15 protein-coding genes and 1 tRNA gene are annotated in these 22,319 nt (G+C 56.3%); 15 read left to right on the forward strand and 1 reads right to left on the reverse strand.

Going from position 1 to position 22,319, the window contains the following annotated elements:
- Positions 1-68 precede the first annotated feature (68 nt).
- Positions 69-1,100 carry an AraC family transcriptional regulator gene (locus tag AC0B60_RS01985; protein ID WP_465083565.1) on the forward strand — a complete coding sequence of 344 codons (1,032 nt, stop codon included), beginning with the start codon at positions 69-71 and terminating at the stop codon, positions 1,098-1,100.
- 125 nt (positions 1,101-1,225) lie between these two features.
- Positions 1,226-1,302, forward strand: a tRNA-Asp gene (locus AC0B60_RS01990).
- Positions 1,303-1,509: 207 nt separating this feature from the next.
- Here the strand turns inward: AC0B60_RS01990 and AC0B60_RS01995 are convergent.
- On the reverse strand, positions 1,510-2,568 hold the full coding sequence (locus AC0B60_RS01995) for an AraC family transcriptional regulator (RefSeq protein ID WP_465083566.1): 1,059 nt from the start codon (positions 2,566-2,568) through the stop codon (positions 1,510-1,512).
- A gap of 131 nt (positions 2,569-2,699) precedes the next feature.
- On the opposite strand from AC0B60_RS01995, the gene AC0B60_RS02000 reads away from it, so the two are divergent.
- From AC0B60_RS02000 to AC0B60_RS02060, 13 genes are all read left to right on the forward strand, one after another.
- Positions 2,700-4,766, forward strand: coding sequence for an oxidoreductase (locus AC0B60_RS02000; RefSeq protein WP_465083567.1), 2,067 nt, complete (start codon positions 2,700-2,702; stop codon positions 4,764-4,766).
- A gap of 218 nt (positions 4,767-4,984) precedes the next feature.
- On the forward strand, positions 4,985-6,235 hold the full coding sequence (locus AC0B60_RS02005; RefSeq protein WP_465083569.1) for a DNA repair protein: 1,251 nt from the start codon (positions 4,985-4,987) through the stop codon (positions 6,233-6,235).
- A gap of 132 nt (positions 6,236-6,367) precedes the next feature.
- A complete protein-coding gene (locus tag AC0B60_RS02010) occupies positions 6,368-7,252 on the forward strand; it encodes an NAD(+) kinase (protein WP_007151855.1) in 885 nt (294 codons plus the stop codon).
- A 4-nt stretch (positions 7,253-7,256) separates the two neighbouring features.
- Positions 7,257-8,270, forward strand: coding sequence for a metallophosphoesterase (locus AC0B60_RS02015; RefSeq protein ID WP_465083571.1), 1,014 nt, complete (start codon positions 7,257-7,259; stop codon positions 8,268-8,270).
- Positions 8,271-8,273: 3 nt separating this feature from the next.
- Positions 8,274-9,149 (forward strand): rhomboid family intramembrane serine protease, encoded by an 876-nt coding sequence (locus tag AC0B60_RS02020; protein ID WP_465083573.1) that lies wholly within the window; start codon positions 8,274-8,276, stop codon positions 9,147-9,149.
- A 139-nt stretch (positions 9,150-9,288) separates the two neighbouring features.
- Positions 9,289-9,588: a YeaC family protein gene (locus tag AC0B60_RS02025; protein WP_465083575.1), complete on the forward strand. Its 300-nt coding sequence runs from the start codon at positions 9,289-9,291 to the stop codon at positions 9,586-9,588.
- Positions 9,589-9,623: 35 nt separating this feature from the next.
- Positions 9,624-10,427 (forward strand): DUF2797 domain-containing protein, encoded by an 804-nt coding sequence (locus AC0B60_RS02030; protein ID WP_465083932.1) that lies wholly within the window; start codon positions 9,624-9,626, stop codon positions 10,425-10,427.
- A 30-nt stretch (positions 10,428-10,457) separates the two neighbouring features.
- Complete coding sequence (pepN, locus tag AC0B60_RS02035; RefSeq protein ID WP_465083577.1) at positions 10,458-13,103, forward strand: aminopeptidase N; 2,646 nt, start codon at positions 10,458-10,460, stop codon at positions 13,101-13,103.
- A gap of 185 nt (positions 13,104-13,288) precedes the next feature.
- On the forward strand, positions 13,289-14,677 hold the full coding sequence (locus tag AC0B60_RS02040) for a DUF1329 domain-containing protein (RefSeq protein ID WP_465083579.1): 1,389 nt from the start codon (positions 13,289-13,291) through the stop codon (positions 14,675-14,677).
- A gap of 154 nt (positions 14,678-14,831) precedes the next feature.
- Positions 14,832-15,980, forward strand: coding sequence for a YCF48-related protein (locus AC0B60_RS02045; RefSeq protein ID WP_465083581.1), 1,149 nt, complete (start codon positions 14,832-14,834; stop codon positions 15,978-15,980).
- A gap of 46 nt (positions 15,981-16,026) precedes the next feature.
- Positions 16,027-18,411, forward strand: a complete 2,385-nt coding sequence (locus AC0B60_RS02050; protein ID WP_465083583.1) for an efflux RND transporter permease subunit — start codon at positions 16,027-16,029, stop codon at positions 18,409-18,411.
- Between the two features lie 188 nt (positions 18,412-18,599).
- On the forward strand, positions 18,600-19,583 hold the full coding sequence (locus AC0B60_RS02055; RefSeq protein ID WP_465083584.1) for a TAXI family TRAP transporter solute-binding subunit: 984 nt from the start codon (positions 18,600-18,602) through the stop codon (positions 19,581-19,583).
- A gap of 86 nt (positions 19,584-19,669) precedes the next feature.
- On the forward strand, positions 19,670-22,267 hold the full coding sequence (locus tag AC0B60_RS02060) for a TRAP transporter permease (RefSeq protein WP_465083586.1): 2,598 nt from the start codon (positions 19,670-19,672) through the stop codon (positions 22,265-22,267).
- Positions 22,268-22,319: the final 52 nt, after the last annotated feature.

The raw sequence follows: 22,319 nt of genomic DNA on the forward strand, positions 1-22,319 counted from the left end.
ACCTGGCTTGCCAGCAAGGTTGTCCGGCCGGCCAAGCCGATTAATAAACAACTATAAAGCGGGATTTTATGCAGGAACTTCGCGATGCGGGTGTGATGTTGCGCCTGATTTATCAGGCCATGAAACGCAAAGGGATTGATACCGATGCCATTTTTGCCCGACTGGGAGTGGATGAAGGCTATGTCTACACCGAGCAGCTAAGAACACCTCACAGTGCCCAGTTGTATTTCTGGCAGGTAGTTGAGGATGTATCGGGCGATCCCGACGCTGGCCTCCACCTTGGTCAGTTGTTGCCGGCCTACAAAGGGCAGGTTCTGGAATACCTGTTTCTGAGCAGCCCCACGTTTGGCGAGGGCCTTCGGCGGGCTCAAAACTATCAGCGCCTGCTGAGTGATGCTGCCAATACCGACTTCTTCATCGAGGGTGATGAGGCTTGCATGGTGCTGGATGCCGCTTCCAGCGAAGTCAGCCGTCTACGGCATTTCAATGAATGCTTCGTGCAGGGCCTGATAACCTTTTTCAAATCGATCACCGATGACCGCTTTTACCCCTCGCGCATCGAATTTGAGCATCAGCGCGAGCAGGGCCGGGACCATGTGATCGACGTGCTCGGTTGCGATGTCGTGTTTGGCGCCAGCGAAAACCGGCTGTATTTCCCCGCCACCCTGTTGTCCCACGCTTCGCCTCATGCCGAACCAGAGTTGTTGGACCTCCACGAGCGATTTGCCAGCGAGCAGGTAGCTCGCCTTGAGAAGAAAGACATCGTTGGACAGGTAGAGCGGATTGTCGCGGAACTGCTGGATAGTGGGGAGGTCACCCTGGATGCCGTGGCCGAGCGTCTTGGTATTAAGCCCCGAACCCTACGTACCCGCCTGACCGAAGCAGAAACGAGCTTCAACCAGATACTGGCGGATTTTCGTTATCGCCTGGCGCGGCAGTTGCTGGCGACCACCGATGAGTCGATTGACGAAATCGTGTATCTCACCGGCTTCTCGGAACCCAGTACTTTCTACCGGGCGTTTAAGCGTTGGTCGAGCATGACGCCTATCGAATACCGAAAGACCGCACAGGGAAAGGATGCCATGGTTGACGCCATGTAAGAGCGTCCCGATAACCGAACTTTTTTCATGAAAAACGTTGACATGCAGGGCGGCCTCTTTATAATGCGCCCTCGTTGTCACCGAGCAATCACACCCTTGATTGCGCCCGAGGTGGCGGCTCACGCGGAGCGGTAGTTCAGCTGGTTAGAATACCGGCCTGTCACGCCGGGGGTCGCGGGTTCGAGTCCCGTCCGCTCCGCCATTTTCCTTTCGCTGATTACCTCTTTTCATTGTCATTCCTGCTTCATCTCTGTGTAACATTCCTCATGTTATCGTTTTCCTGTTTGAAACATGGGAGACGAATGATGTCCGATTACGAAGAAGAACTGATGGATTGTCAGTTCGAAGATTATGATGACGACGATACTCTGGACGACGCTACTGAGTTGTAGTGATGCCTTCAGGTATTTCAGAGAATACCCTTGGCAGCCTGTTCCGCCAGGTACTGCTTTCGATGTTCCCCCGGGCTGGTGTTGAACCAGCGACGCCACGCCTTGTGAAATGCGGCCGGATTGGCGAAGCCTAGTAGCCACGCAATTTCTGATAGCGACACCCGTGTTTCCCGTATGTACTCGACAGCCAGCTCCCTGCGGGTGTCGTCCACCAGTTTCCGGAAACCGGTGTTCTCCTCCGCCAGTTGTCTTTGAAGTGTCCAGGGTGCGACGCCAAGCTTATGGGCGGCTGCCATGAGGGTAGGAGTGCCACCTTGTAGCAGAGGCGGGAGCTGGTCTTTCACTCGGTCGGCCGTGCTCCACCCGGCACGAATACGTGACAGCTCTGACGCGCACTGTCCTGACAGTGACTCGAACATGGCGGCCTGCGCCTGTAGCGAAGCGGCTTCCGCTATTCCCGGGGCCAGCCTAAGACTGTTGCATTCGGCACCGAATCTCACCGGGCACCCGAACCACTGTTCAAACACCTCGTCGTAACCTTGGGACGGGTACTCGATGCTGACCCGTTCAACGACCCTGTCGTGGCCAGTAATGAGCCTCAGGAATTGCGCCCAGGCAGCAAGGACTGAATCCACCACGAAAAAATTAAACACGTTGTAGGGTTTAATGGAGTAAAAGTGCGCTTCACGACCCTGGTTGGCTGTCCAGGGAGCACCCCTGCTGTTGCGGCTGGTGAGTAGGGAATAGTGAACCAGGGTACTGATGGCTTCGCCAGCGGTGGCGGCGGATTGGGCGGCAAGCCCTGCGATACCAGCGTCCACGGGGCGAGACAGCTGGCCCATCGTCAGGCCGAGCGCGGGGTTGCCGGTGAGGGCTATGGCTGCCTGGCCCATTCTCATGAATCGGGGGATGCTGATCCGTGCCGCCGGCGCTCCCAGGGCCTGTTCGTCCAGTCCGAACCGGCCCAGTAGGTCTGTGGGGTTTCGGCCTTCGGCCCGAAGTGCGCGGGCCATGACGGCAACGTACAGCACGCTGATATCGCCAAGGGGGTTCTTGTGTCGGGTGTTGGGTTTCATAATATCAGCATTGTCCGACAAGTCGTTACAGGATATCAAATTGTTGTTTCGGGATATTGTCTGGAAAGAGTCGGATGGCTAATTTAGAGCCCATATCACGGCATCGCCGATCCAATAAGAGGAGAGAGATCATGACCGAATCAACACCGGGCGTTAAACGTTACCCCAATTTGCTGGAGCCATTGGATCTCGGGTTCACACGTCTGCGCAACCGCACACTGATGGGGTCCATGCACACCGGCCTGGAGGAGGCGAAGAATGGTTTTGATCGGCTTGCCGCTTTCTATGCCGAGCGTGCCCGTGGTGGTGCGGGCCTGATTGTGACCGGTGGTATTTCCCCCAATGTGGAAGGCGCCGTGTTCCAGCACGCGGCCAAGATGAATACCCCGGAAGAAGCAGACAAACACCGGGTAATCACCCGGGCGGTGCACGAGGCTGATGGCAAGATCTGTATGCAGATTCTCCATGCCGGTCGCTACGCTTATCATCCGGAGCTGGTGGCACCATCCGCCATTCAGGCGCCCATCAACCCGCTGAAGCCGAGAGAACTGGACGAAGCGGGTATCGAAAAGCAGATTGAGGATTACGTCAATTGCGCGGCGCTGGCGCGAGAAGCCGGATACGACGGTGTGGAGATCATGGGTTCGGAAGGTTACTTCATCAACCAGTTCATCGTGGCCCATACAAACCATCGTACCGACCAGTGGGGTGGCAGCTACGAAAACCGCACTCGCCTGCCGATCGAGATTGTTCGCCGGGTTCGTGAGCGCGTGGGCAGCGACTTTATCCTGATCTACCGGCTGTCGATGCTGGACCTTATCGAAGATGGCAGTACCTGGGACGAAGTTGTACAACTGGCGAAAAAGATCGAAAAAGCCGGCGCCACGATCATCAATACCGGTATCGGCTGGCATGAAGCCCGTGTACCGACGATTGCTACCTCTGTGCCTCGAGGCGCGTTTACCAAGGTAACGGCCCGCCTGAAGGACGAGGTCAGCATTCCCCTGGTGACCACCAACCGCATCAACATGCCGGATGTAGCCGAGAAGATCCTCGCCGAAGGCGATGCCGATATGGTGTCCATGGCCCGTCCGTTCCTGGCGGATGCGGACCTGGTTCTGAAGGCCGCCGAAGACCGCGCGGACGAAATCAATACGTGCATTGGTTGCAACCAGGCCTGCCTGGATCACACCTTTAGTGGCAAGCTGACCTCCTGTCTGGTCAACCCCCGTGCCTGTCACGAAACTGAGCTGACCTACGTCAAAACCGCCGAGCCCAAAACGATCGCGGTGGTTGGGGCCGGCCCCGCAGGCCTGGCGTTTGCGACGGTAGCGGCGGAGCGTGGTCATAACGTAACGCTGTTTGACGCCGGTAGTGAAGTGGGTGGTCAGTTCAATGTAGCCAAGCGGATACCGGGCAAGGAGGAGTTCTACGAAACCCTGCGTTATTTCCGGGTCATGCTGGACAAGCACGGGGTGGACGTACGCCTGAATACCCGTGTGGATGTCGACGCCCTCAAGGCTGGTGAATACGACCATGTGGTTCTGGCCAGCGGCGTCAGCCCGCGGACACCGGAGATTGAGGGTGTGGATCATCCCAGTGTCATTGGTTACCTGGATGCGTTGTTGGGCCGCAAGCCCGTAGGTCAGAAAGTGGCGGTGATTGGTGCCGGTGGTATCGGCTTCGACGTCTCGGAATTCATTGTCCACAAGGGCAGTTCGGCTGCGCTGGATCCAGAGCACTTCATGCGTGAGTGGGGGGTGGACTTGAGTGTTGATCATCGTGGTGGCATTCAGGGCATGGAGCCGGAGGTGCCGGAACCGGCGCGTGAGGTATACCTGTTGCAACGCAAAGCGTCGAAAGTCGGTAAAAACCTGGGCAAGACTACAGGTTGGATTCACCGGACCTCGCTGAAAAATCGTCAGGTGCAGATGGTTCCGGGAGTGAGCTACCGCAAGATTGATGATGATGGGTTGCATATTACCGTCACCCCTAAAGGCGCCGAGCAGGGTGAAGACAGGGTGTTACCGGTGGATACCATTGTTGTCTGCGCCGGTCAGGAACCGTTGCGGGAGTTGCAGGATGGCCTTGAGGCCGCCGGCATTCAGGTGCACTTGATCGGTGGCGCGGACGTGGCCGCGGAATTGGATGCCAAGCGCGCGATCAATCAGGGCAGCCGCCTGGCGGCAGAGCTCTGACCACGAAAGCCGGACACCTGAACCCGGATCACAAAACGTTGCAGTTTTACTCTATCTTCAGGGTCTTGACCCGCTAGACTATTACTCGGAAGTCTGTCAGTTTGAAGCCGACCCCGCGCACTGTGCAGGGCCGGTTTCTGGTGTCTGACAGAAAAACGGAACACTTTTGGGGTGTTTGTCGTGTAGCGGTCGGGTTTTCGGAGAGTGGGGAGTCAGCAATGGGGTCTGCCGACCAGGCAAGCGATGGTTATTCGGCGGTGTTTTTCATGGACGGCAACGACGTGTCGCGCCAGATGCGTGCGTCTGAATTCGGGGCCTTCCTTGATGGCTACGTCGGCCTGTCCGATCTGGCGGATACTGATGTAAAGGCCGTTTATGTATTGCTTGGCAGCGACCTCCTGGTACGTTCGCTGGTTTTTTTCCGAATTTACTTTGATGAGGAGGGCAGGGCGGACAGTCATTGGAATCTGCCCGTAGAGAAACTGGCCCGAAAAGGCGCCAAGGGACCGGATATGGGCGCGGGTCCGATTCGATTGGTTTGTCGCAGTCAATGCCCGAAATCAGCCAGTGCCGAGGATTTCTGGGATCCGGATATGACCCCGGGAAGTAACCATTTCCAGGCAATTCGGCGCGCCGTGGATGCGAACAAACTGAAGTACCGCAAGGTGGAGCCGACGCCGGAAGAAGATATCCCTGTATTGGGTGCCGAGTCCCGTTCTCAGGAGGAGCCTGAGGTTTCCGCAGACCGCGTGCGGCTCGCCCGCGTAATCCGGGAGCAGCGGCTTCGCATCAAGACCCTGCAAAGCGTCCATCGCGATGCGCTGTCTGATCTACAGCGTGAAAACCGTCATGAGATGCAGGCCCTGCGTAATGAAACAGCGGAACTCCAGCAGAAGTATGAGCGCCAGAAACTCAGCAATGAGCAGCTAAAAAAGCGCCTTGCCGAGCGCAATGAACAGTACCTGATGATGCAGGAGCAGATCGCCAGTGGTGAGGCCCGTACTGAACGCGAGGGTGCCACGGCGGGCGCCGAGGTGGTGCTGCTGCGGGAGCAACTGGAGCGCCGTCAGCGCGAACTGGAACTGAGGGACGAAAAGATCGTGGTGCTGGAGCAGGAAAATTACGACTTGCGACACCAGCCGCCAACCGAAAATTCAGTCATGGATCACCTGCAAAACCATTCAGTCTTCCTGGTGGCCTATCACGCCGGGGTGGGCCATATTACCCTGCCTTACGACGATATTGAGGACTATTTCCGCAATCCTGTGGCTTACGCTGCTGAACGTTGCGGGCTCAATGAGCCTGCCTACCGGCAATGGCTTGACCACTATGAACACCCGGTCTGCCACCATAAGCTTTCCAGCGGTAAAGCCTGCGGTGAACCCGTCATGCGCGTCAGTCAGCCGGCAGAGTTCCGGGCGGATGTGGATGATCGCTGCGAACAGCATCGGCCGAAGGGCTCCAACTGACCCAACTCTAGCGGTTTCCTGAGGGATCTTTTTTCAGAATCGGTCCGTATTTCGTTACTATGGTTGCTGAGATGCTCCCGGGTGACGAATCAGCTCCGCCCCGGCCCAACACAGACACCCACAGGAAGCTACATGGATCAATTCAGAAACATTGGCGTGATTGGCCGCATGGGCAGCGTAAAGGTGGTCGAATCGCTGCGTCAGCTCAAACAGTATCTGGTGAGCAACAACTATCACGTGATTATTGAGGAAGACACCGCCAGTATGCTGCCTGGCCATGGTCTTCAGGTGGCCAGCAAGAAGCTGCTGGGGGAAATTTGTGACCTGGTTATTGTGGTTGGTGGTGATGGCAGTCTACTGGGCGCAGCCCGGGAGTTGGCGAAATCCAAGATTCCACTGCTGGGTGTGAACCGTGGCCGTCTTGGTTTCCTGACCGATATTTCTCCGTCTGACCTGGAGGAGCGACTGGGCAAAGTTCTGCAGGGAAAATACATCGAAGAGACACGCTTCCTGCTGGATGGGCACGTAGAGCGCAATGGTCAGCCCCTGGGCTTTGGGACCGCACTGAATGATGTGGTACTGCACCCAGGAAAATCGACCCGGATGATCGGGTTCGACCTCTATATCGACGGACATTTCGTATACAGCCAGCGCTCGGACGGGCTTATCGTGGCCACGCCAACCGGGTCGACTGCCTACTCGTTATCGGCGGGCGGGCCGATTATGCATCCGAAGCTCGATGCTGTCGTGCTGGTGCCCATGTTCCCGCACACATTGAGCAGTCGCCCGATCGTGGTGGATGGCAAGAGCGAGATCAAGCTGGTGATAGGTGAAACCAACGAAACCTATCCGCAGATCAGTTTCGACGGTCAGATGAACATTGCCTGTGCCCCCGGCGACATCATCCGAATCACCAAGAAACCCTTCAAGATTCGCCTGATTCACCCCGCGGATCACAATTTTTACGCCACATGCCGGGACAAGCTGGGCTGGGCCAGTGAGATTGCAGCGAGCTAACAACATGGCAGGACAGGAAAGATCCGCGAGCCGCGGCTACGATATTATCGGCGATATTCACGGATGCGCTCATACCCTGGTGCGGCTACTGGACCAGATGGGCTACCGCAAGGTTAACGGCGTCTATGAACACCCCCGGCGCCAGGCCATATTCATTGGTGACATCATTGACCGAGGGCCTCGGATCCGTGAGTCGCTTCATCTGGTCAGGGATATGGTCGAGCACGGTTCAGCTCGCATTGTGATGGGAAATCACGAGTACAACGCCTTGGGCTACTGCACCCGTGCCCGCCCCGGTAGTGGCAAGACGTTCCTGCGGGAGCACAATGCCCGTCACGACCGGTTGATCCGCGAGACTCTCGAGCAGTTCGAGCATTACCCCCACGAATGGAACGAATTTCTGGAGTGGTTCTACACCATTCCCCTGTTTATCGATGAGCCCGACTTCCGGGCAGTGCACGCGTGCTGGGACAGCGACCTGATTACCAAATTCAAGGAAAATCAGGGCGGCGCCTGTATCGATGACGAGTTCCTCCATGCGTCTGCAGCGATCGAGTCCTTTGCCGGCCAGGTCATGGATACCCTGCTGCGCGGTACCGATCTGCGATTGCCGCCGGGCGTGAAAATTACCGGCAAGGACGGCTATGTCAGGGAGTTTTTTCGCACCAAGTTCTGGGCTGATAACCCGAAAACATATGCCGACGTGGTGTTCCAGCCAGACCCCTTGCCGGAGGACGTCGCCCGCCGTGAGTTGACGGAAGCTGAGCGTAACCAACTGATCAGCTACCCCGCTTCAGAGCCGCCGGTGTTTGTGGGCCATTATTGGATGGAAGGCGAGCCGGCGCCACTGAAACACAATGTGGCCTGTATCGACTTTAGTGCGGTCAAATACGGCAAGTTGGTGGCCTATCGCCTGGATGGCGAACGTACTCTGTCCCGTGACAAGTTCGTGTGGGTGGATGTGGAGCGGCCGGAACAGCCGGACTACCCCACCAGCGAAGACAGTGTGGCGAGGTAACTTGTGTATCGTGTGAAGCAGATTGATACCGACATAAACTTGGCAGGTTTCAGTCGTTGGCTAAAAGAGCAGGGGGTGGAGCACCGGATTGCCGAGGAAGGTGGCGCACAGGTGCTGTGGCTCGAAAACCCTGAGCATACGGAGCCGGTATTACAGGCTCTTGAACGCTTCCTGAAGGAACCCGAGGTACAGGACGCTGTCAATACGACAGCGCAATCGCCGGTGTTCGTCGGGGGGCGCTGGCAGCCGTCGCCACGCCACGCACCCCTGGTGCTTGGTATGATTGCCCTGGCCGTATTGATGGCTTGGGTGACGGCCATGGGACAGAACCAGCTATCAACCCTGTTGATGTTCGTTGATCCGCGTTTCTATGATGTTGGTACCATGGCGGACCGAATCCAGGCGCTGTCTTCTACCTTGTCTGGGGGGCAGGTCTGGCGTCTGATCACGCCGGATTTCCTGCATTTCAGCTGGACCCATATCATCTTTAATTCCGTCATGTTGTGGTTCCTGGGCAGCCAGGTTGAGTGGTTCGATGGCCGTGCGCGGTTGCTTGCCCTGTTTGTGGTGACCAGCCTGCTGTCCAACGGATTGCAGTACATCGTGAGTGGGCCTCTGTTTGGCGGTCTGTCTGGCGTTGTGTACGGCATTCTGGGTTATTGCTGGCTCAGCCAGCGGCGTGTGCCCCGTTTCCAGTTTCCGCCTGCGCTGGTGACGTTTGCGGTGGCCTGGATGGTGATTGGCTTTACGCCATTTACCGAAATGGTGGGGTTGGGGCAGATGGCAAATGAAGCCCACCTGGGAGGCTTTGTGGCCGGGCTTGCCCTGGCAGCCATTTTGCCGGTACCAAAAAAAGCCCCGCGAAATCGCGGGGCATGAAAAGAGCGTATAGCTCCTGATGAGAGAGACCAAATGAACACGACCTTCGTCATTTGGTGAGTTAATGATAATCATTATCGTTTATTGTTGTCAACGGGTTGCCTCACATTTTTTTGCTAGCGAATGATTGGAGAACGAAATGACCTACGAAGAGCTGATTAAACGGCTGGACCCCGCTGTTTATCAGAGCCTCAAGCGCGCCCTTGAGCTGGGCAAGTGGCCGGATGGTCGTAAACTGAGTGATGAGCAGCGGTCGATCTGCATGGAGGCCGTTATTTATTACGAAGACCACCACAACACACCTATGAAAGAGCGAGTCGGTTATCTCGACCGTGGTGAAAAGGCGGGAACTGCGTGTGATCCCAGTGTTTCGCGCACGGCAGGGAAATCAGCAAACGGTGGGGCCGGCTCAGATCAGTACGTTGAGGTGAAGTCTTGACCGCATTGGTTGATGTGACCGGTCGCTTGCGCAAGATGCCTGCGGAGGCTGGTCATCCGGTCAGCTATACCATACGGGTAGGCGATACCCGCATACCCCTGAATGAGATGGTGGGGCGCCCATTGCAGTTTGATTTTGACGGCGTAATACGCTGCATCAACTGCGACCGTAAGACCAACAAAAGTTTCAGCCAGGGTTACTGCTATCCCTGTTTTCGCAAGCTGGCCGCCTGCGACAGCTGCATCATGAGCCCGGAAAAATGCCATTACCATGAGGGCACCTGCCGTGAACCGGAGTGGGGAGAGACTCACTGTATGATCGAGCATGTGGTCTATCTGGCCAACTCGTCCGGCCTCAAGGTGGGTATTACCAGGGGGTCCCAGGTGCCCACTCGCTGGATCGACCAAGGCGCTGTCGATGCCATCCCGATGGTCCGGGTGGCAACCCGCCAGTTGGCGGGGTTTGTGGAAGTCGCGTGCAAGAAATACGTCGCGGACCGAACCAACTGGCGGGCGATGCTTAAAGGCGACGTGCCGGAGCTGGATCTGGTTGAGGAGCGTCGCCGCATGCTGGAACAGATTGCCGACGATCTGTCGGAGCTGCGTGCAGCCCACGGCGAGCAAAGTATCCGGGCCGTCGATGAAGAGAGCCTGGCACTGAGTTATCCGGTCCAGGTGTGGCCCGAAAAGGTAAAAACCCATAATCTGGACAAAGCGCCCATGGCGGAGGGAGTGCTCCAGGGGATTAAAGGGCAGTACCTGATCCTGGACACCGGCGTCATCAATATCCGTAAATACACCGGTTATGAAGTCCGCTTCCGGGTCTTTCCAAACCATTGAGCCCGGCCTAACGAATTCTGGAGAAAGTGAATGCGTACCAGCCAGCCACAGACCATTTTCCTTAAGGATTACCGTGTGCCCGCCTTTCTGGTGGACCATGTGGATCTGCGTTTCGAACTGTTTGAAGATGGAGCCAGGGTTCACTGTACTCTGGCCATGCGCCGGAACCCTGACAGCGACTACTCGGAAAAGAGCCTTGAGCTGGATGGCGACAGCCTGACGACACTTGAGTCAGTGAGTCTGGATAGCAACCCATTGGAAGGCAGTGCCTACGAAGACCGTGACGACAAACTCGTCCTTCATGAGGTGCCGGATCAGTTTAATCTGGGGATCGTGACCTGGATCGAACCCCAGAACAACACGCGTCTGGAAGGTCTCTATAAATCGTCCGGCATGTTTTGCACCCAATGCGAGGCCGAAGGCTTCCGCTGCATTACGTACTTTCCTGACCGGCCCGATGTGATGGCCCGTTTCCGCACCCGCGTTGAGGCGGATAAAACCCGCTATCCCATCCTGCTGTCCAACGGCAACGATGTTGAAACTGGCGATCTGGACGACGGCAGGCATTTTGTCACCTGGGAAGATCCCTTTCCGAAGCCCTGCTACCTGTTTGCTCTGGTGGCTGGTGACCTGGTGGAAAAACGGGACAGCTTTAAGACCATGTCCGCTCGTGACATCGATCTGCGCATGTACGTTGAGCCCCGCAACGCCGAGAAGTGCGACCATGCTATGGACTCCCTGAAACGCGCCATGCGCTGGGACGAGGAGGTGTATGGCCGCGAGTACGATCTGGATATTTTCATGATTGTCGCGGTGGACGACTTCAACATGGGAGCCATGGAGAACAAAGGCCTGAACATCTTCAACTCCTCGTGCGTACTGGCCAGCCAGGAAACCGCGACGGATATGGCGTTCCAGCGTATCGAGTCCATCGTGGCCCACGAGTATTTTCACAATTGGTCCGGTAACCGCGTGACCTGCCGTGACTGGTTCCAGCTTAGCCTGAAAGAAGGCTTTACGGTGTTTCGGGATTCCTGTTTTTCTGCCGATGTGGGGTCACCCACCGTCAAGCGGATTGAGGATGCGACCATGCTTCGCACCGCTCAGTTCGCCGAGGATGCGGGACCGATGGCGCACCCGGTTCGCCCGGAATCCTACATGGAGATCACGAACTTCTACACGCTGACCATCTACGAGAAAGGTTCGGAAGTGGTGGGCATGATCCATACGCTGCTGGGGCCCGACCTGTTCCGCAAGGGCAGTGATCTGTACTTCGAACGGCATGACGGTCAGGCGGTGACAACAGACGACTTTGTCCGCGCTATGGAGGATGCCAGTGGTCGCGACCTGTCGCAGTTCCGTCTCTGGTATGAGCAGTCTGGCACGCCGGAGCTGACGGTTCGGGATGAGTTTGATGACGAAGCTGGCATCTATCGCCTGACCATCGACCAGTCGATTCCGGATACGCCGGGCCAGACCGGTAAGAAACCGCAGCACATCCCGTTTGCCATCGGCCTGCTGGGTGCCGATGGTGAGTCGTTGCCACTGAGGCTGGCTGCGGATGATGCCGAGGCGCCAATGGATCGGGTCCTGGAATTGACCGACGCCAGTCATACCTTCGAATTCCATGGTTTGTCAGAGCGGCCAGTCCCTTCATTGCTGCGGGGTTTCTCGGCACCGGTGCGGGTCTTTTATCCGTGGACACGGGAACAGCTCACCTTCCTGATGAGCCATGACTCAGACGGTTTCAATCGCTGGGATGCGGGACAACGCCTGGCGGTGGACGTCATCAACTCCCTGGTGTCGTCCATAGGTGGGGATGTGGATGCCGGACTGGTTGAGGCGTATCGCAGCCTACTGGCGGATTCGTCCCTGGATCAGGCGCTGGTTGCCAAAATGTTGCAGCTGCCATCCGAAGCCTATCTGATCGAACTGGCTGATCAGCCCAATGTTCCAACCATCCACAGGGCCCGTGAACGCGTGCTCGAGCATCTCGCCAGAGCTCTGAGGGACGAACTTCTGGCCTGCTACCATCGCAACACCCTGAGCGGTCGCTACGAGGTGACGCCGGAGGCCGTGGCGCGTCGAAGCCTGAGGAATACGGCCCTGGCTTGGCTTCTGCATATAGATGATGAAGAGGGCCGGGCGCTGGCGACAAGTCAGTTTGAAGGTTCCGATAATATGACGGATCGCATGGGGGCCCTTCGTGCCCTGGTGAATTCCGGTTACGAAAAAGAGCAGACGCAGGCGCTTGCAGACTTCTACCAGCAGTGGAAGGACGATCCGCAGGTGGTTGAACAGTGGTTCGCGGTGCAGTCGGGCAGCAGCCACACCGGAGGCCTGCGCAAAATCCGTGAACTGATGGAGCACCCGGCGTTCGACTGGAAGAACCCCAACAAGATCCGCTCTGTGATCGGGGTGTTTGCAGGCCAGAATCTCCCTGCCTTCCACGCAGAGGATGGAACCGGTTATCAGTTCCTGGCGGAGCAGGTGCGCAAACTGGATGACAGTAACCCACAGATTGCGGCCAGGCTGGTGTCCCCGCTCACCCGCTGGCGTAAATTCGCGCCGGTCCACGGCGAGCAGATGAAATCGGCGCTGGAGACCATTCGTGACAAGTCCGGATTGTCGCGGGATGTTTATGAGGTGGTTCACAAGAGCCTTGCCGGCCAGTAAGGAAACGAGATCGCTTGGGTATCCGCCTGCCGCAACGCGGGGCCTGTCACAGGCGGATACAAAATCGCACTTTCGGTCGATAGACAATATTGGCCAATCGGCTACTCTGTCAGGAGCCGATATTCCATGACAACACAATAAGAAAAGCCTTCCACAGGGCTTTCAGACAGGTTTAAGGTTAAAAAATGACATACAAGAACAATGTGATTTTGGGCAGTCTGTTTGCTCTTTCGGTTTTTGCCATGCCAGCCAGTTCCGCCGTTTCCAGTAGTGAAGCTGCTCGACTGGGCCAGGATCTTACCCCGTTTGGCTCCGTGAAAGCCGGTAACGATGCCGGTACCATTCCCGCCTGGACGGGTGGCCTCACCGACGCTCCTACTGGATATGAAGGTAGTGGTCAGCACCATATCAACCCTTTCCCGGACGATGAGGTGTTATTCACCATCAGCGCGTCCAACATGGATCAGTACGACGAGTACCTGACCGACGGCCTCCGCGCCATGCTCGATACCTATCCGACGACCTTCCGTATTCCGATCTACAAGAGCCGCCGCACACATGCGGTGCCGGATTGGGTTGCTCAAAATACCAGGGAAAACGCCGTAGAGGCTGAAGTAGTGGGTAAAGGCGAGGGCATCGATGGCGCCTTTGCCGGTTATCCTTTCCCCATTCTGCACGGTAATAATGAGCAAAAAGCCTGGCAGGTGATCTGGAATCACCTGACTCGCTGGCGTGGCGTTTCCGTAACACGCCGCTCGAGCGAAGTGGCGGTGCAGCCGGACGGTGACTATTCCTTGGTGACCTCTCAGCAGGAAGCCTTCTTCAACTACTACAACCCTGAGGGTAGTGAAGAAGAACTGGATAACGTCATTTTCTATTATCTGTCGTTCACCCAGTCGCCACCTCGCCTCGCCGGTGGTGCCATCCTGATTCACGAAACCCTGAACCAGGTTATCAACCCGCGTAATGGGTGGGGCTACAATGCTGGTCAGCGCCGCGTTCGGCGTGCGCCGAATCTGGGCTATGACTCTCCGATTGCAGCCGCAGACAATCTGCGAACAGCCGATGACACCGATATCTTTAACGGCGCTCTGGACCGCTACAATTGGGAATACGAGGGAATGCGCGAGATTTACGTTCCCTACAACAATTACCGCATTGGTGAGCAGGGCACGCCTTATTCCGAAATCCTGGGTATTTCCCACCTGAATCCGGACCTCACCCGTTGGGAGCTCCATCGGGTGCATGTTGTGGAAGCAACCCTGAAGGAAGGGGAGCGCCATATCTACGGCAAACGTCGCTTCTATGTGGATGCCGATAGCTGGAATACCTTGCTGCTGGACCAGTACGATGGCCGTGGTGAGCTTTGGCGCGTGACCATGGGCCTGGCGAAGAACTATTACGAATTGCCCGGCGTCTGGACAGTGCTGGATGTGTACCATGACCTTCAGGCTCGTCGTTATCACGTGCTGGGTCTGGATACCGAAGAGGGTTCCACCCGGAAGTTTACCAACGACGTGCCCAATCGACGGTATTTCTCGCCGGCCTCTCTGCGTCGCAGGAGCGTGCGTTAACCTCTTGACTCGTTGTCGGGACACGGTTTTCGCCAGAGACGGATGGCGACGGATATACCGGTGGTCGGAAGGCCGCCGGTATATTCATAGTATTGGCCGGTGCAACCGGCGAAATCAGAGTGACACGGTTCAACACAACATATAGGCAATCTGAATGGCTACAAGGTTGATGTGCAAGACTCTGGGAGCGGCCTGTCTTGGACTATCCATGGCATTGTCCGCGCCCACGGTGTTTGCGCTTGCAGATATCATCGAAACCCCATCCCGGCCCACTGCGCTTGCGCCAGAGCATCTGTTAAACGATGTCGACACGGCGGGCGAAAGAATCGTGGCAGCCGGTGTGCGTGGTCATATTATTTTTTCCGATGATGGTGGTGAAACCTGGGTGCAAGGTGAAGTTCCGGTCTCCGTCACATTGACCGGCGTGGATTTTGGCACCGAACAGCATGGCTGGGCCATAGGGCACAGTGGTGTTGTTCTCCATTCAGACGATGCGGGCGAAAGCTGGGACCTCCAGCTCACCGGCATCCGAGCTGCTGAATTGGCTATCGAAAGTCGCCAGGAGCAGATCGTTGAAATGGAGCAGAAGCTGGAAGAAGCCCCGGAGGACGAGAAAGACGACCTCGATTGGGCATTGGGTGACCTGTATTTCTCGCTGGAAAATTTGCAGGCCGACCTTGAGATCGGCCCGGTGAACCCGTTTCTGGATGTCTGGTTTGAAAATGAGAACCACGGTTTCGTTGTCGGTGCCTATGGCATGTTTCTGCGCACGACAGACGGCGGAGAGACCTGGAAAGACTGGGCACCAAAGCTTGAGAATCCCAGCAGTTTTCACCTGAACAGTATCGGCCGCATCACTGGCGGTGGCTTGGTGATCGTTGGTGAAGCGGGCCAGATTTTCGTGTCCGTCGACGGCGGTGATAGCTGGGAGAAACGTGAGAGCCCCTATGAAGGCTCCCTGTTCGGAGCAATCGGAACCGGCAATGTGAATGAGATACTCGCATTCGGTTTGCGTGGGAACATCTTCTTTTCGTCCGACCTGGGCAGAAGCTGGAAAGTGGTACCCAGTGAGTCGGATGCAACCCTCAATGATGGCACGGTGTCTGAAGACGGCCGTATCACGTTGGTTGGCAATGGTGGCGCAGTGCTAATGAGCACCAACGGTGGCGATACCTTCCGTCCCTACTTCCGGGATGACCGGGAAGGTGTGATGGATGTTGTCCCCGTATCGGGAACCAATCTACTGATTGTGGGCGAGGGTGGCGTGAAGCACACCGATGCCCGCGGCAAGAATCTTCAATAACGCCCTGATGCGGCACCAACAGATAGAAAATTAGAGGGGCTTTTGAATGTCGAACCCGAAGCATGACAAGGGCGAGCATTACCTGACTACACCGAAGGCAGAACCGTTCCTGGAGCGGCTGATCTTCAACAATCGGGCCATTATCCTGATTGCCTTTTTCTTCCTGACGCTGTTTCTTGGCTACAACGCAGTCAAGATTGAGCCGGATGCCAGTTTCGAGCGGATGATCCCGCTGGAGCATCCCTACATCGTCAATATGCTTGAGCACCGGGACGACCTGGAGAACCTGGGTAACTTTGTGCGTATCGCCGTGGAAGTGGAAGAGGGCGATATCTTCACCGCCGAGTATATGGAAACCCTGAAGCAGATCACTGATGAAGTGTTCTATCTCAACGGGGTGGACCGTTCCGGATTGAAATCACTCTGGACCTCTAACGTTCGCTGGGTTGAGGTGACTGAACAAGGGTTCCAGGGCGGCACCGTAATCCCGGATGGTTACGATGGTTCCCGGGCCAGCCTTGAACAGCTGCGCCAGAACGTACTCCGTTCGAACGAAGTAGGGCGCCTGATTTCCGACAACTTCCGCTCTACCATCGTGTATGCGCCGCTTTATGAGAACAACCCGGAGACCGGTGAACCGCTGGACTATGGTGAATTCTCGCGTCAGCTGGAAGAAAAGATCCGGGACAAATACGAGGCGCAGAATCCGAGTATCGAAATTCACATCGTTGGTTTCGCCAAGAAAGTAGGCGATCTCATCGAGGGTATTGGCTCCATCGCCTGGTTTGCGGGCATTACCATTGTTCTGACAACCCTGCTGCTGTTCGGGTATTCACGTTGCGTTACCGGAACACTGGTTCCGGTGTTTACCTCCATCATTGCTGTGTTCCTGCAACTGGGTACGTTGAGACTGTTGGGGTATGGCCTCGATCCGTATTCCGTGCTGGTTCCATTCCTTGTGTTTGCAATCGGTATCAGTCACGGCGTCCAGATCGTGAACGCCATGGCGGTGGAAGCGGCGAAAGGGTTTGATTCCGTTACCGCTGCCCGCCTTGCGTTCCGGGCGCTCTACATCCCGGGCATGCTGGCTCTGATCTCAGACGCGTTCGGCTTCCTGACACTGTTCTTCATTGAAATTGACGTGATCCGGGATCTGGCTGTCGCTGCCGGTGTTGGTGTGGCGTTTGTCATCCTGACCAACCTGGTACTGCACGTACTGATCATGTCGTACCTTGGCATTTCCAAGGGCGGTGTTCGTCATGTGCAAAATCATGGTGAAAAGCAGGATCGCAAATGGCGCGTCATGTCTTACTTCGCACATCCTGGTGTGGCACCGATCTCGCTGTTGATCGCGGTTATTGGCCTGGGTCTAGGCCTTTATTACAAGCAGGGTCTGAAGGTCGGTGACCTTGATCAGGGCGCACCGGAGTTGCGGGCCGATTCCCGTTACAACAAGGATAATGCCTACCTCATCAACAACTACTCAACGAGTGCGGACGTGTTGGTAGTGATGGTGAAAACCGAGGAAGAGCAGTGTACCCAGTACAATGTTCTCCGCGCCATGGACAACCTGCAATGGGAGCTTCAGAACACCCCTGGGGTGCAGTCCTCGGCGTCTTTGGCCGATGTGTCCAAGATTGTTACCAAGGCACTGAACGAGGGTAACTGGAAGTGGTATGAAATTTCCCGCAACCAGACCATCATCAATGCTTCGATCCGGGAGGCGCCGGCAGGCCTGATCAACACCAATTGTGACCTGACACCGGTGCTTGTTTTCCTTGAGGATCACAAGGCCGAAACGCTGGAAACGGTCACAGAACGCGTTGAGGAATTCGCCAGCAACAATAACAACGACGAATACACGTTCATGCTGGCCGCCGGTAATGCGGGCGTCGAAGCTGCCACGAATGATGTCATCTCAAGCGCGAAGAACATGATGCTGATCTTCGTCTATGGTGTGGTTGCGACGCTGTGCTTGCTGACGTTCCGTTCGATCCGTGCGGTCTTGTGTATCCTGATCCCACTGGGCCTCACTTCGATCCTGGCCGAAGCGATCATGGCGGTGTCAGGCATTGGCATCAAGGTGGCAACGTTGCCGGTTATTGCGCTGGGTGTTGGTATCGGTGTCGACTACGGCATTTATATCTACAGCAAACTCGAGAAATTCCTGCTGGAGGGTAAGACGCTCCAGGAAGCCTATTTCGAGACCCTGAGGTCCACTGGTAAGGCGGTTATCTTCACCGGTGTCACGCTCGGTATTGGTGTTGTCACCTGGATCTTCTCGCCGATCAAGTTCCAGGCGGATATGGGGCTGTTGCTGTTCTTCATGTTCATCTGGAACATGGTGGGTTCTATCTGGCTGCTGCCGGCCCTGGCGCGTTTCCTCCTGCGCCCGGATCGCATGGTTGCCAAGGCCCGCGCGAACAAATAAGATTCGCAACCGCCTGATCAGAAAAGCCCGCTTTGCGGGCTTTTTTGTTTTTTTGCTCAAGTGGTTAGCGAGCTAACCCTTGCTTTATTTATATCGCAAAGTGGTCTATGTTTTAAGGCGAAAGTGGAGAGTGTCCGTGTCGTTACGCGGGCCCAAAAAAGCAATAATGAACAGATAAGGGAAAAGTCATGGCACTGAAACAGAAATTTTCCGCACTTGCAGTAGCAGCAGCGGTCAGCCTCGGAACCGCCTCTACAGCGGTTACCGCGCAGGAGCAGAAATTTGTCACCATCGGTACCGGGGGCGTAACCGGTGTTTACTATCCGGCTGGTGGTGCGATTTGTCGCCTGGTTAACATGGATCGTAAGGAGCATGGTATTCGCTGCTCTGTCGAGAGCACCGGCGGTTCGGTCTATAACCTGAACGCAATTCGGCAGGGTGAGCTGGACCTGGCGGTAGCTCAGTCTGATTGGCAGTACCACGCGTACAACGGCACCAGCCAGTTCGAGGAAGACGGAAAGAACGAGAAGCTGCGTGCTGTATTCTCGCTGCACCCGGAGCCGTTCACGGTGGTGGCCAGCAAAGGGTCCGGCATCGAGACGTTTGAAGATCTCGCAGGCAAGCGGGTGTCTGTCGGTAACCCTGGTTCCGGCCAGCGAGCCACAGCGGAAGTGTTGATGGACGAAATGGGCTGGACCATGGACAAGTTCTCGCTCCCGGCGGAACTGAAGGCTGCAGAGCAGTCCCAGGCCCTGTGTGATGGCAATATTGATGCGTTCTTCTACACCGTTGGTCACCCCTCCGGTGCGATCAAGGAAGCGACCACGTCTTGTGACAGTGTGATCGTCAGTGTTAATAACGAGGCCACCAAGAAGCTGGTTGCAGACAACCCTTACTACCGTGAAGCGGTGATCCCGGGTGGTATGTATCGTGGTTCTGATGATGACGTGACCACGTTTGGTGTGGCAGCAACGTTCGTATCGTCTACCGACGTATCTGAGGACGTAGTGTACGAAGTGGTCAAGGCTGTATTCGAGAACTTTGATAGCTTCAAGCGCCTACACCCTGCGTTTGCCAACCTGAAGAAAGAAGAAATGGTATCTGACGCGTTGAGTGCTCCCCTGCACCCGGGCGCGGCGAAATACTACAAAGAAGCCGGCCTGATCGATTGATCCTGTAACCGGTAAAACGACACCGCGGGCATGCCCGCCCGCGGTGTTTTGATCTCCGACCCGCTATATCTTTACAGGACTCAGCTATGACCAATAGCGAACCGAGAGCCGGGGATACCATCGACAGCAAGAAGGTTGCAGAGGTTCTCCAAACCGAGACCGGTGGAAGGGCTGCGACCGGCACGGCTGCAAAGATACTCTTTGTTGTTCCCCTGCTCTGGTCCCTTTTTCAACTATGGATAGCATCACCGCTGCCATACATTGTCGAGTTTGGTGTTTTTAACTCGACGGAAGCAAGATCCATTCATCTCGCATTTGCCGCGTTCCTCGCGTTTGCGGCTTACCCCATGATTCGCGGCAGGAATGTCGATCACGTACCGATTTATGACTGGATTCTTGCACTGGCTGCCGCTTTTGCGGCCTCTTATCTCTATCTGTTTTACGACCAGCTTGCGACGCGTCCGGGCTCGCCTATTACCCAGGACCTGATTATTGCGCTTGGTGGTCTGGTGCTTCTTTTGGAAGCTACTCGCCGCGCTCTGGGACTCCCGCTGACCATCGTTGCGGGTGTGTTCCTCATCTACGCGCTGGCCGGCCCCTATATGCCGGATGTGATCTCCCACAAAGGGGCTAGCCTGAGCAAGTTGTCTTCCCACATGTGGCTGGGTACGGAAGGCGTGTTTGGCGTCGCTCTCGGCGTTTCCACCAGTTTTGTCTTCCTGTTCGTATTATTCGGTGCGCTGCTGGAACGGGCAGGGGCGGGCAACTACTTTATCCAGGTTGCCTACGCCATGCTTGGGCACATGCGTGGCGGTCCCGCCAAGGCTGCGGTAGTATCCAGCGGCCTGAGCGGTGTCATTTCCGGTTCGTCCATCGCCAACGTGGTGACAACCGGCACCTTTACCATCCCCCTGATGAAGCGGGTTGGTTTTCCTGCTACCAAGGCGGGTGCTGTTGAGGTGGCTGCATCCACCAACGGTCAGTTGACGCCTCCCATTATGGGCGCGGCGGCTTTTCTGATGGTTGAGTACGTGGGCATTTCCTACCTGGAAGTGATCAAGCATGCCATCCTGCCAGCGTTAATCTCCTACGTAGCGCTGATCTACATCGTTCACCTTGAGGCCTGTAAGCTCAAGATGAAGGGTATTGAGCGTCCAAATCGTCCGACGCTGGCCCAGCGCATGTTGAACTGGGTTGTGATTCTGATCGGCCTGAGCGCTCTTACGTTCATCGTTTATTACGGCATTGGCTGGTTAAAGGTGATTCTGGGTGAAGCTGCAGTATGGGTTCTCGGCCCACTACTGCTGTTCATTTATATAGGGCTGGTCTGGTACTCCACCCGTTTTCCGGAACTGGCTCAGGACGACCCTGAATCCGCAATGGATACGCTGCCGGACGTAGGGCCAACGGTTAAGACCGGCTTGTACTTCCTATTGCCAGTGGTGGTCCTGGTCTGGTGTCTCACGGTTGAGCGGTTTTCGCCCCAGCTATCAGCATTCTGGGCCACGGTGTTTATGATTTTCATCGTGATCACTCAGCAGCCACTGAAAGCATTTTTCCGCAAAAAGGGACACTTCCTCGCGGAAACAAAAACGGGCCTCGTCGACCTGACTCTCTCGCTGGTAACTGGCGCGCGAAACATGGTTGGCATTGGTGTCGCGACAGCCACTGCCGGCATTGTGGTGGGCACGGTGACGCTGACAGGCATCGGCCTGGTGATGACCCAGTTTGTGGAGTTTATCTCCGGCGGCAACTTGTTGCTGATGTTGGTTTTCACGGCGATTATCAGTCTGATTCTGGGTATGGGGTTGCCGACAACCGCCAACTACATTGTGGTTTCCACGCTGATGGCTCCGGTTATCGTAACGTTGGGCGCCCAGAGCGGTTTGTTGGTGCCTTTGATCGCTGTCCATCTGTTCGTGTTCTATTTCGGCATACTGGCGGATGATACGCCGCCCGTGGGGCTGGCCGCCTACGCGGCGGCGGCTATCTCAGGGGCGGACCCGATACGAACGGGTGTGCAGGGCTTCACTTACGATATTCGGACAGCGATCCTGCCCTTCATGTTCATCTTCAACACCCAGTTGTTGTTGATTGGCCTGACGGGTTGGGTGGATTTGCTGGTGACGATCGCAAGTGCGGTGACGGCCATGCTGGTGTTCTCGGCGGCCACCCAGGGTTACTGGTTTACCAAGAGCTACAAGTGGGAGTCGGCTCTGCTATTGCTTATCACGTTCACCCTGTTCCGTCCGGGTTACTGGTGGGATATGGTCTACCCGGCAACGCAGGACAAGCCGGGAACCGAGGTGATTGAGCATATTGAGAATGTGCCCGAAGGCGAGTCCATCGTTGTGCAGGCGTCAGGCATGTCCCTGAGTGGTGACGAGGTCTCCACCTATCTCAGTCTGGAGCTGCCGGCTGCTGAATCCCCGGAGGCGAGACTGGCGAGTGCCGGCCTCGAACTGTCGCGCCAGGACGACACGATGGTGGTGGATTTTGTTGGCTACGGTAGCCAGGCAGAGAACGCCGGTGTCAGTTTCGGCTGGACCATTGATGCCGTACAGGTGGAGAATGAGCGCCCGCCGAAGGAGCTTATGTTCATTCCTGCACTTATACTGCTTGGCCTTGTCGCGTTCGGCCAATTGCGGCGACGCACACCCGAAGAGGCCAGCGCCTACGGCTGACCCTTTTCCCTGTGAAGCCCGGCATTAACCTGTCGGGCTTTTTTCTGTTAAA

This window comes from Marinobacter sp. V34, from assembly GCF_055524115.1.

Bases quoted from the DNA above. Each gene is read 5' to 3' on its own strand.
- AC0B60_RS01985 (WP_465083565.1), top strand. From the start codon at position 69: ATGCAGGAACTTCGCGATGCGGGTGTGATGTTGCGCCTGATTTATCAG.
- AC0B60_RS01995 (WP_465083566.1), bottom strand. From the start codon at position 2,568: ATGAAACCCAACACCCGACACAAGAACCCCCTTGGCGATATCAGCGTG.
- AC0B60_RS02000 (WP_465083567.1), top strand. From the start codon at position 2,700: ATGACCGAATCAACACCGGGCGTTAAACGTTACCCCAATTTGCTGGAG.
- AC0B60_RS02005 (WP_465083569.1), top strand. From the start codon at position 4,985: ATGGGGTCTGCCGACCAGGCAAGCGATGGTTATTCGGCGGTGTTTTTC.
- AC0B60_RS02010 (WP_007151855.1), top strand. From the start codon at position 6,368: ATGGATCAATTCAGAAACATTGGCGTGATTGGCCGCATGGGCAGCGTA.
- AC0B60_RS02015 (WP_465083571.1), top strand. From the start codon at position 7,257: ATGGCAGGACAGGAAAGATCCGCGAGCCGCGGCTACGATATTATCGGC.
- AC0B60_RS02025 (WP_465083575.1), top strand. From the start codon at position 9,289: ATGACCTACGAAGAGCTGATTAAACGGCTGGACCCCGCTGTTTATCAG.
- AC0B60_RS02030 (WP_465083932.1), top strand. From the start codon at position 9,624: ATGCCTGCGGAGGCTGGTCATCCGGTCAGCTATACCATACGGGTAGGC.
- pepN (WP_465083577.1), top strand. From the start codon at position 10,458: ATGCGTACCAGCCAGCCACAGACCATTTTCCTTAAGGATTACCGTGTG.
- AC0B60_RS02040 (WP_465083579.1), top strand. From the start codon at position 13,289: ATGACATACAAGAACAATGTGATTTTGGGCAGTCTGTTTGCTCTTTCG.
- AC0B60_RS02045 (WP_465083581.1), top strand. From the start codon at position 14,832: ATGGCTACAAGGTTGATGTGCAAGACTCTGGGAGCGGCCTGTCTTGGA.
- AC0B60_RS02050 (WP_465083583.1), top strand. From the start codon at position 16,027: ATGTCGAACCCGAAGCATGACAAGGGCGAGCATTACCTGACTACACCG.
- AC0B60_RS02055 (WP_465083584.1), top strand. From the start codon at position 18,600: ATGGCACTGAAACAGAAATTTTCCGCACTTGCAGTAGCAGCAGCGGTC.
- AC0B60_RS02060 (WP_465083586.1), top strand. From the start codon at position 19,670: ATGACCAATAGCGAACCGAGAGCCGGGGATACCATCGACAGCAAGAAG.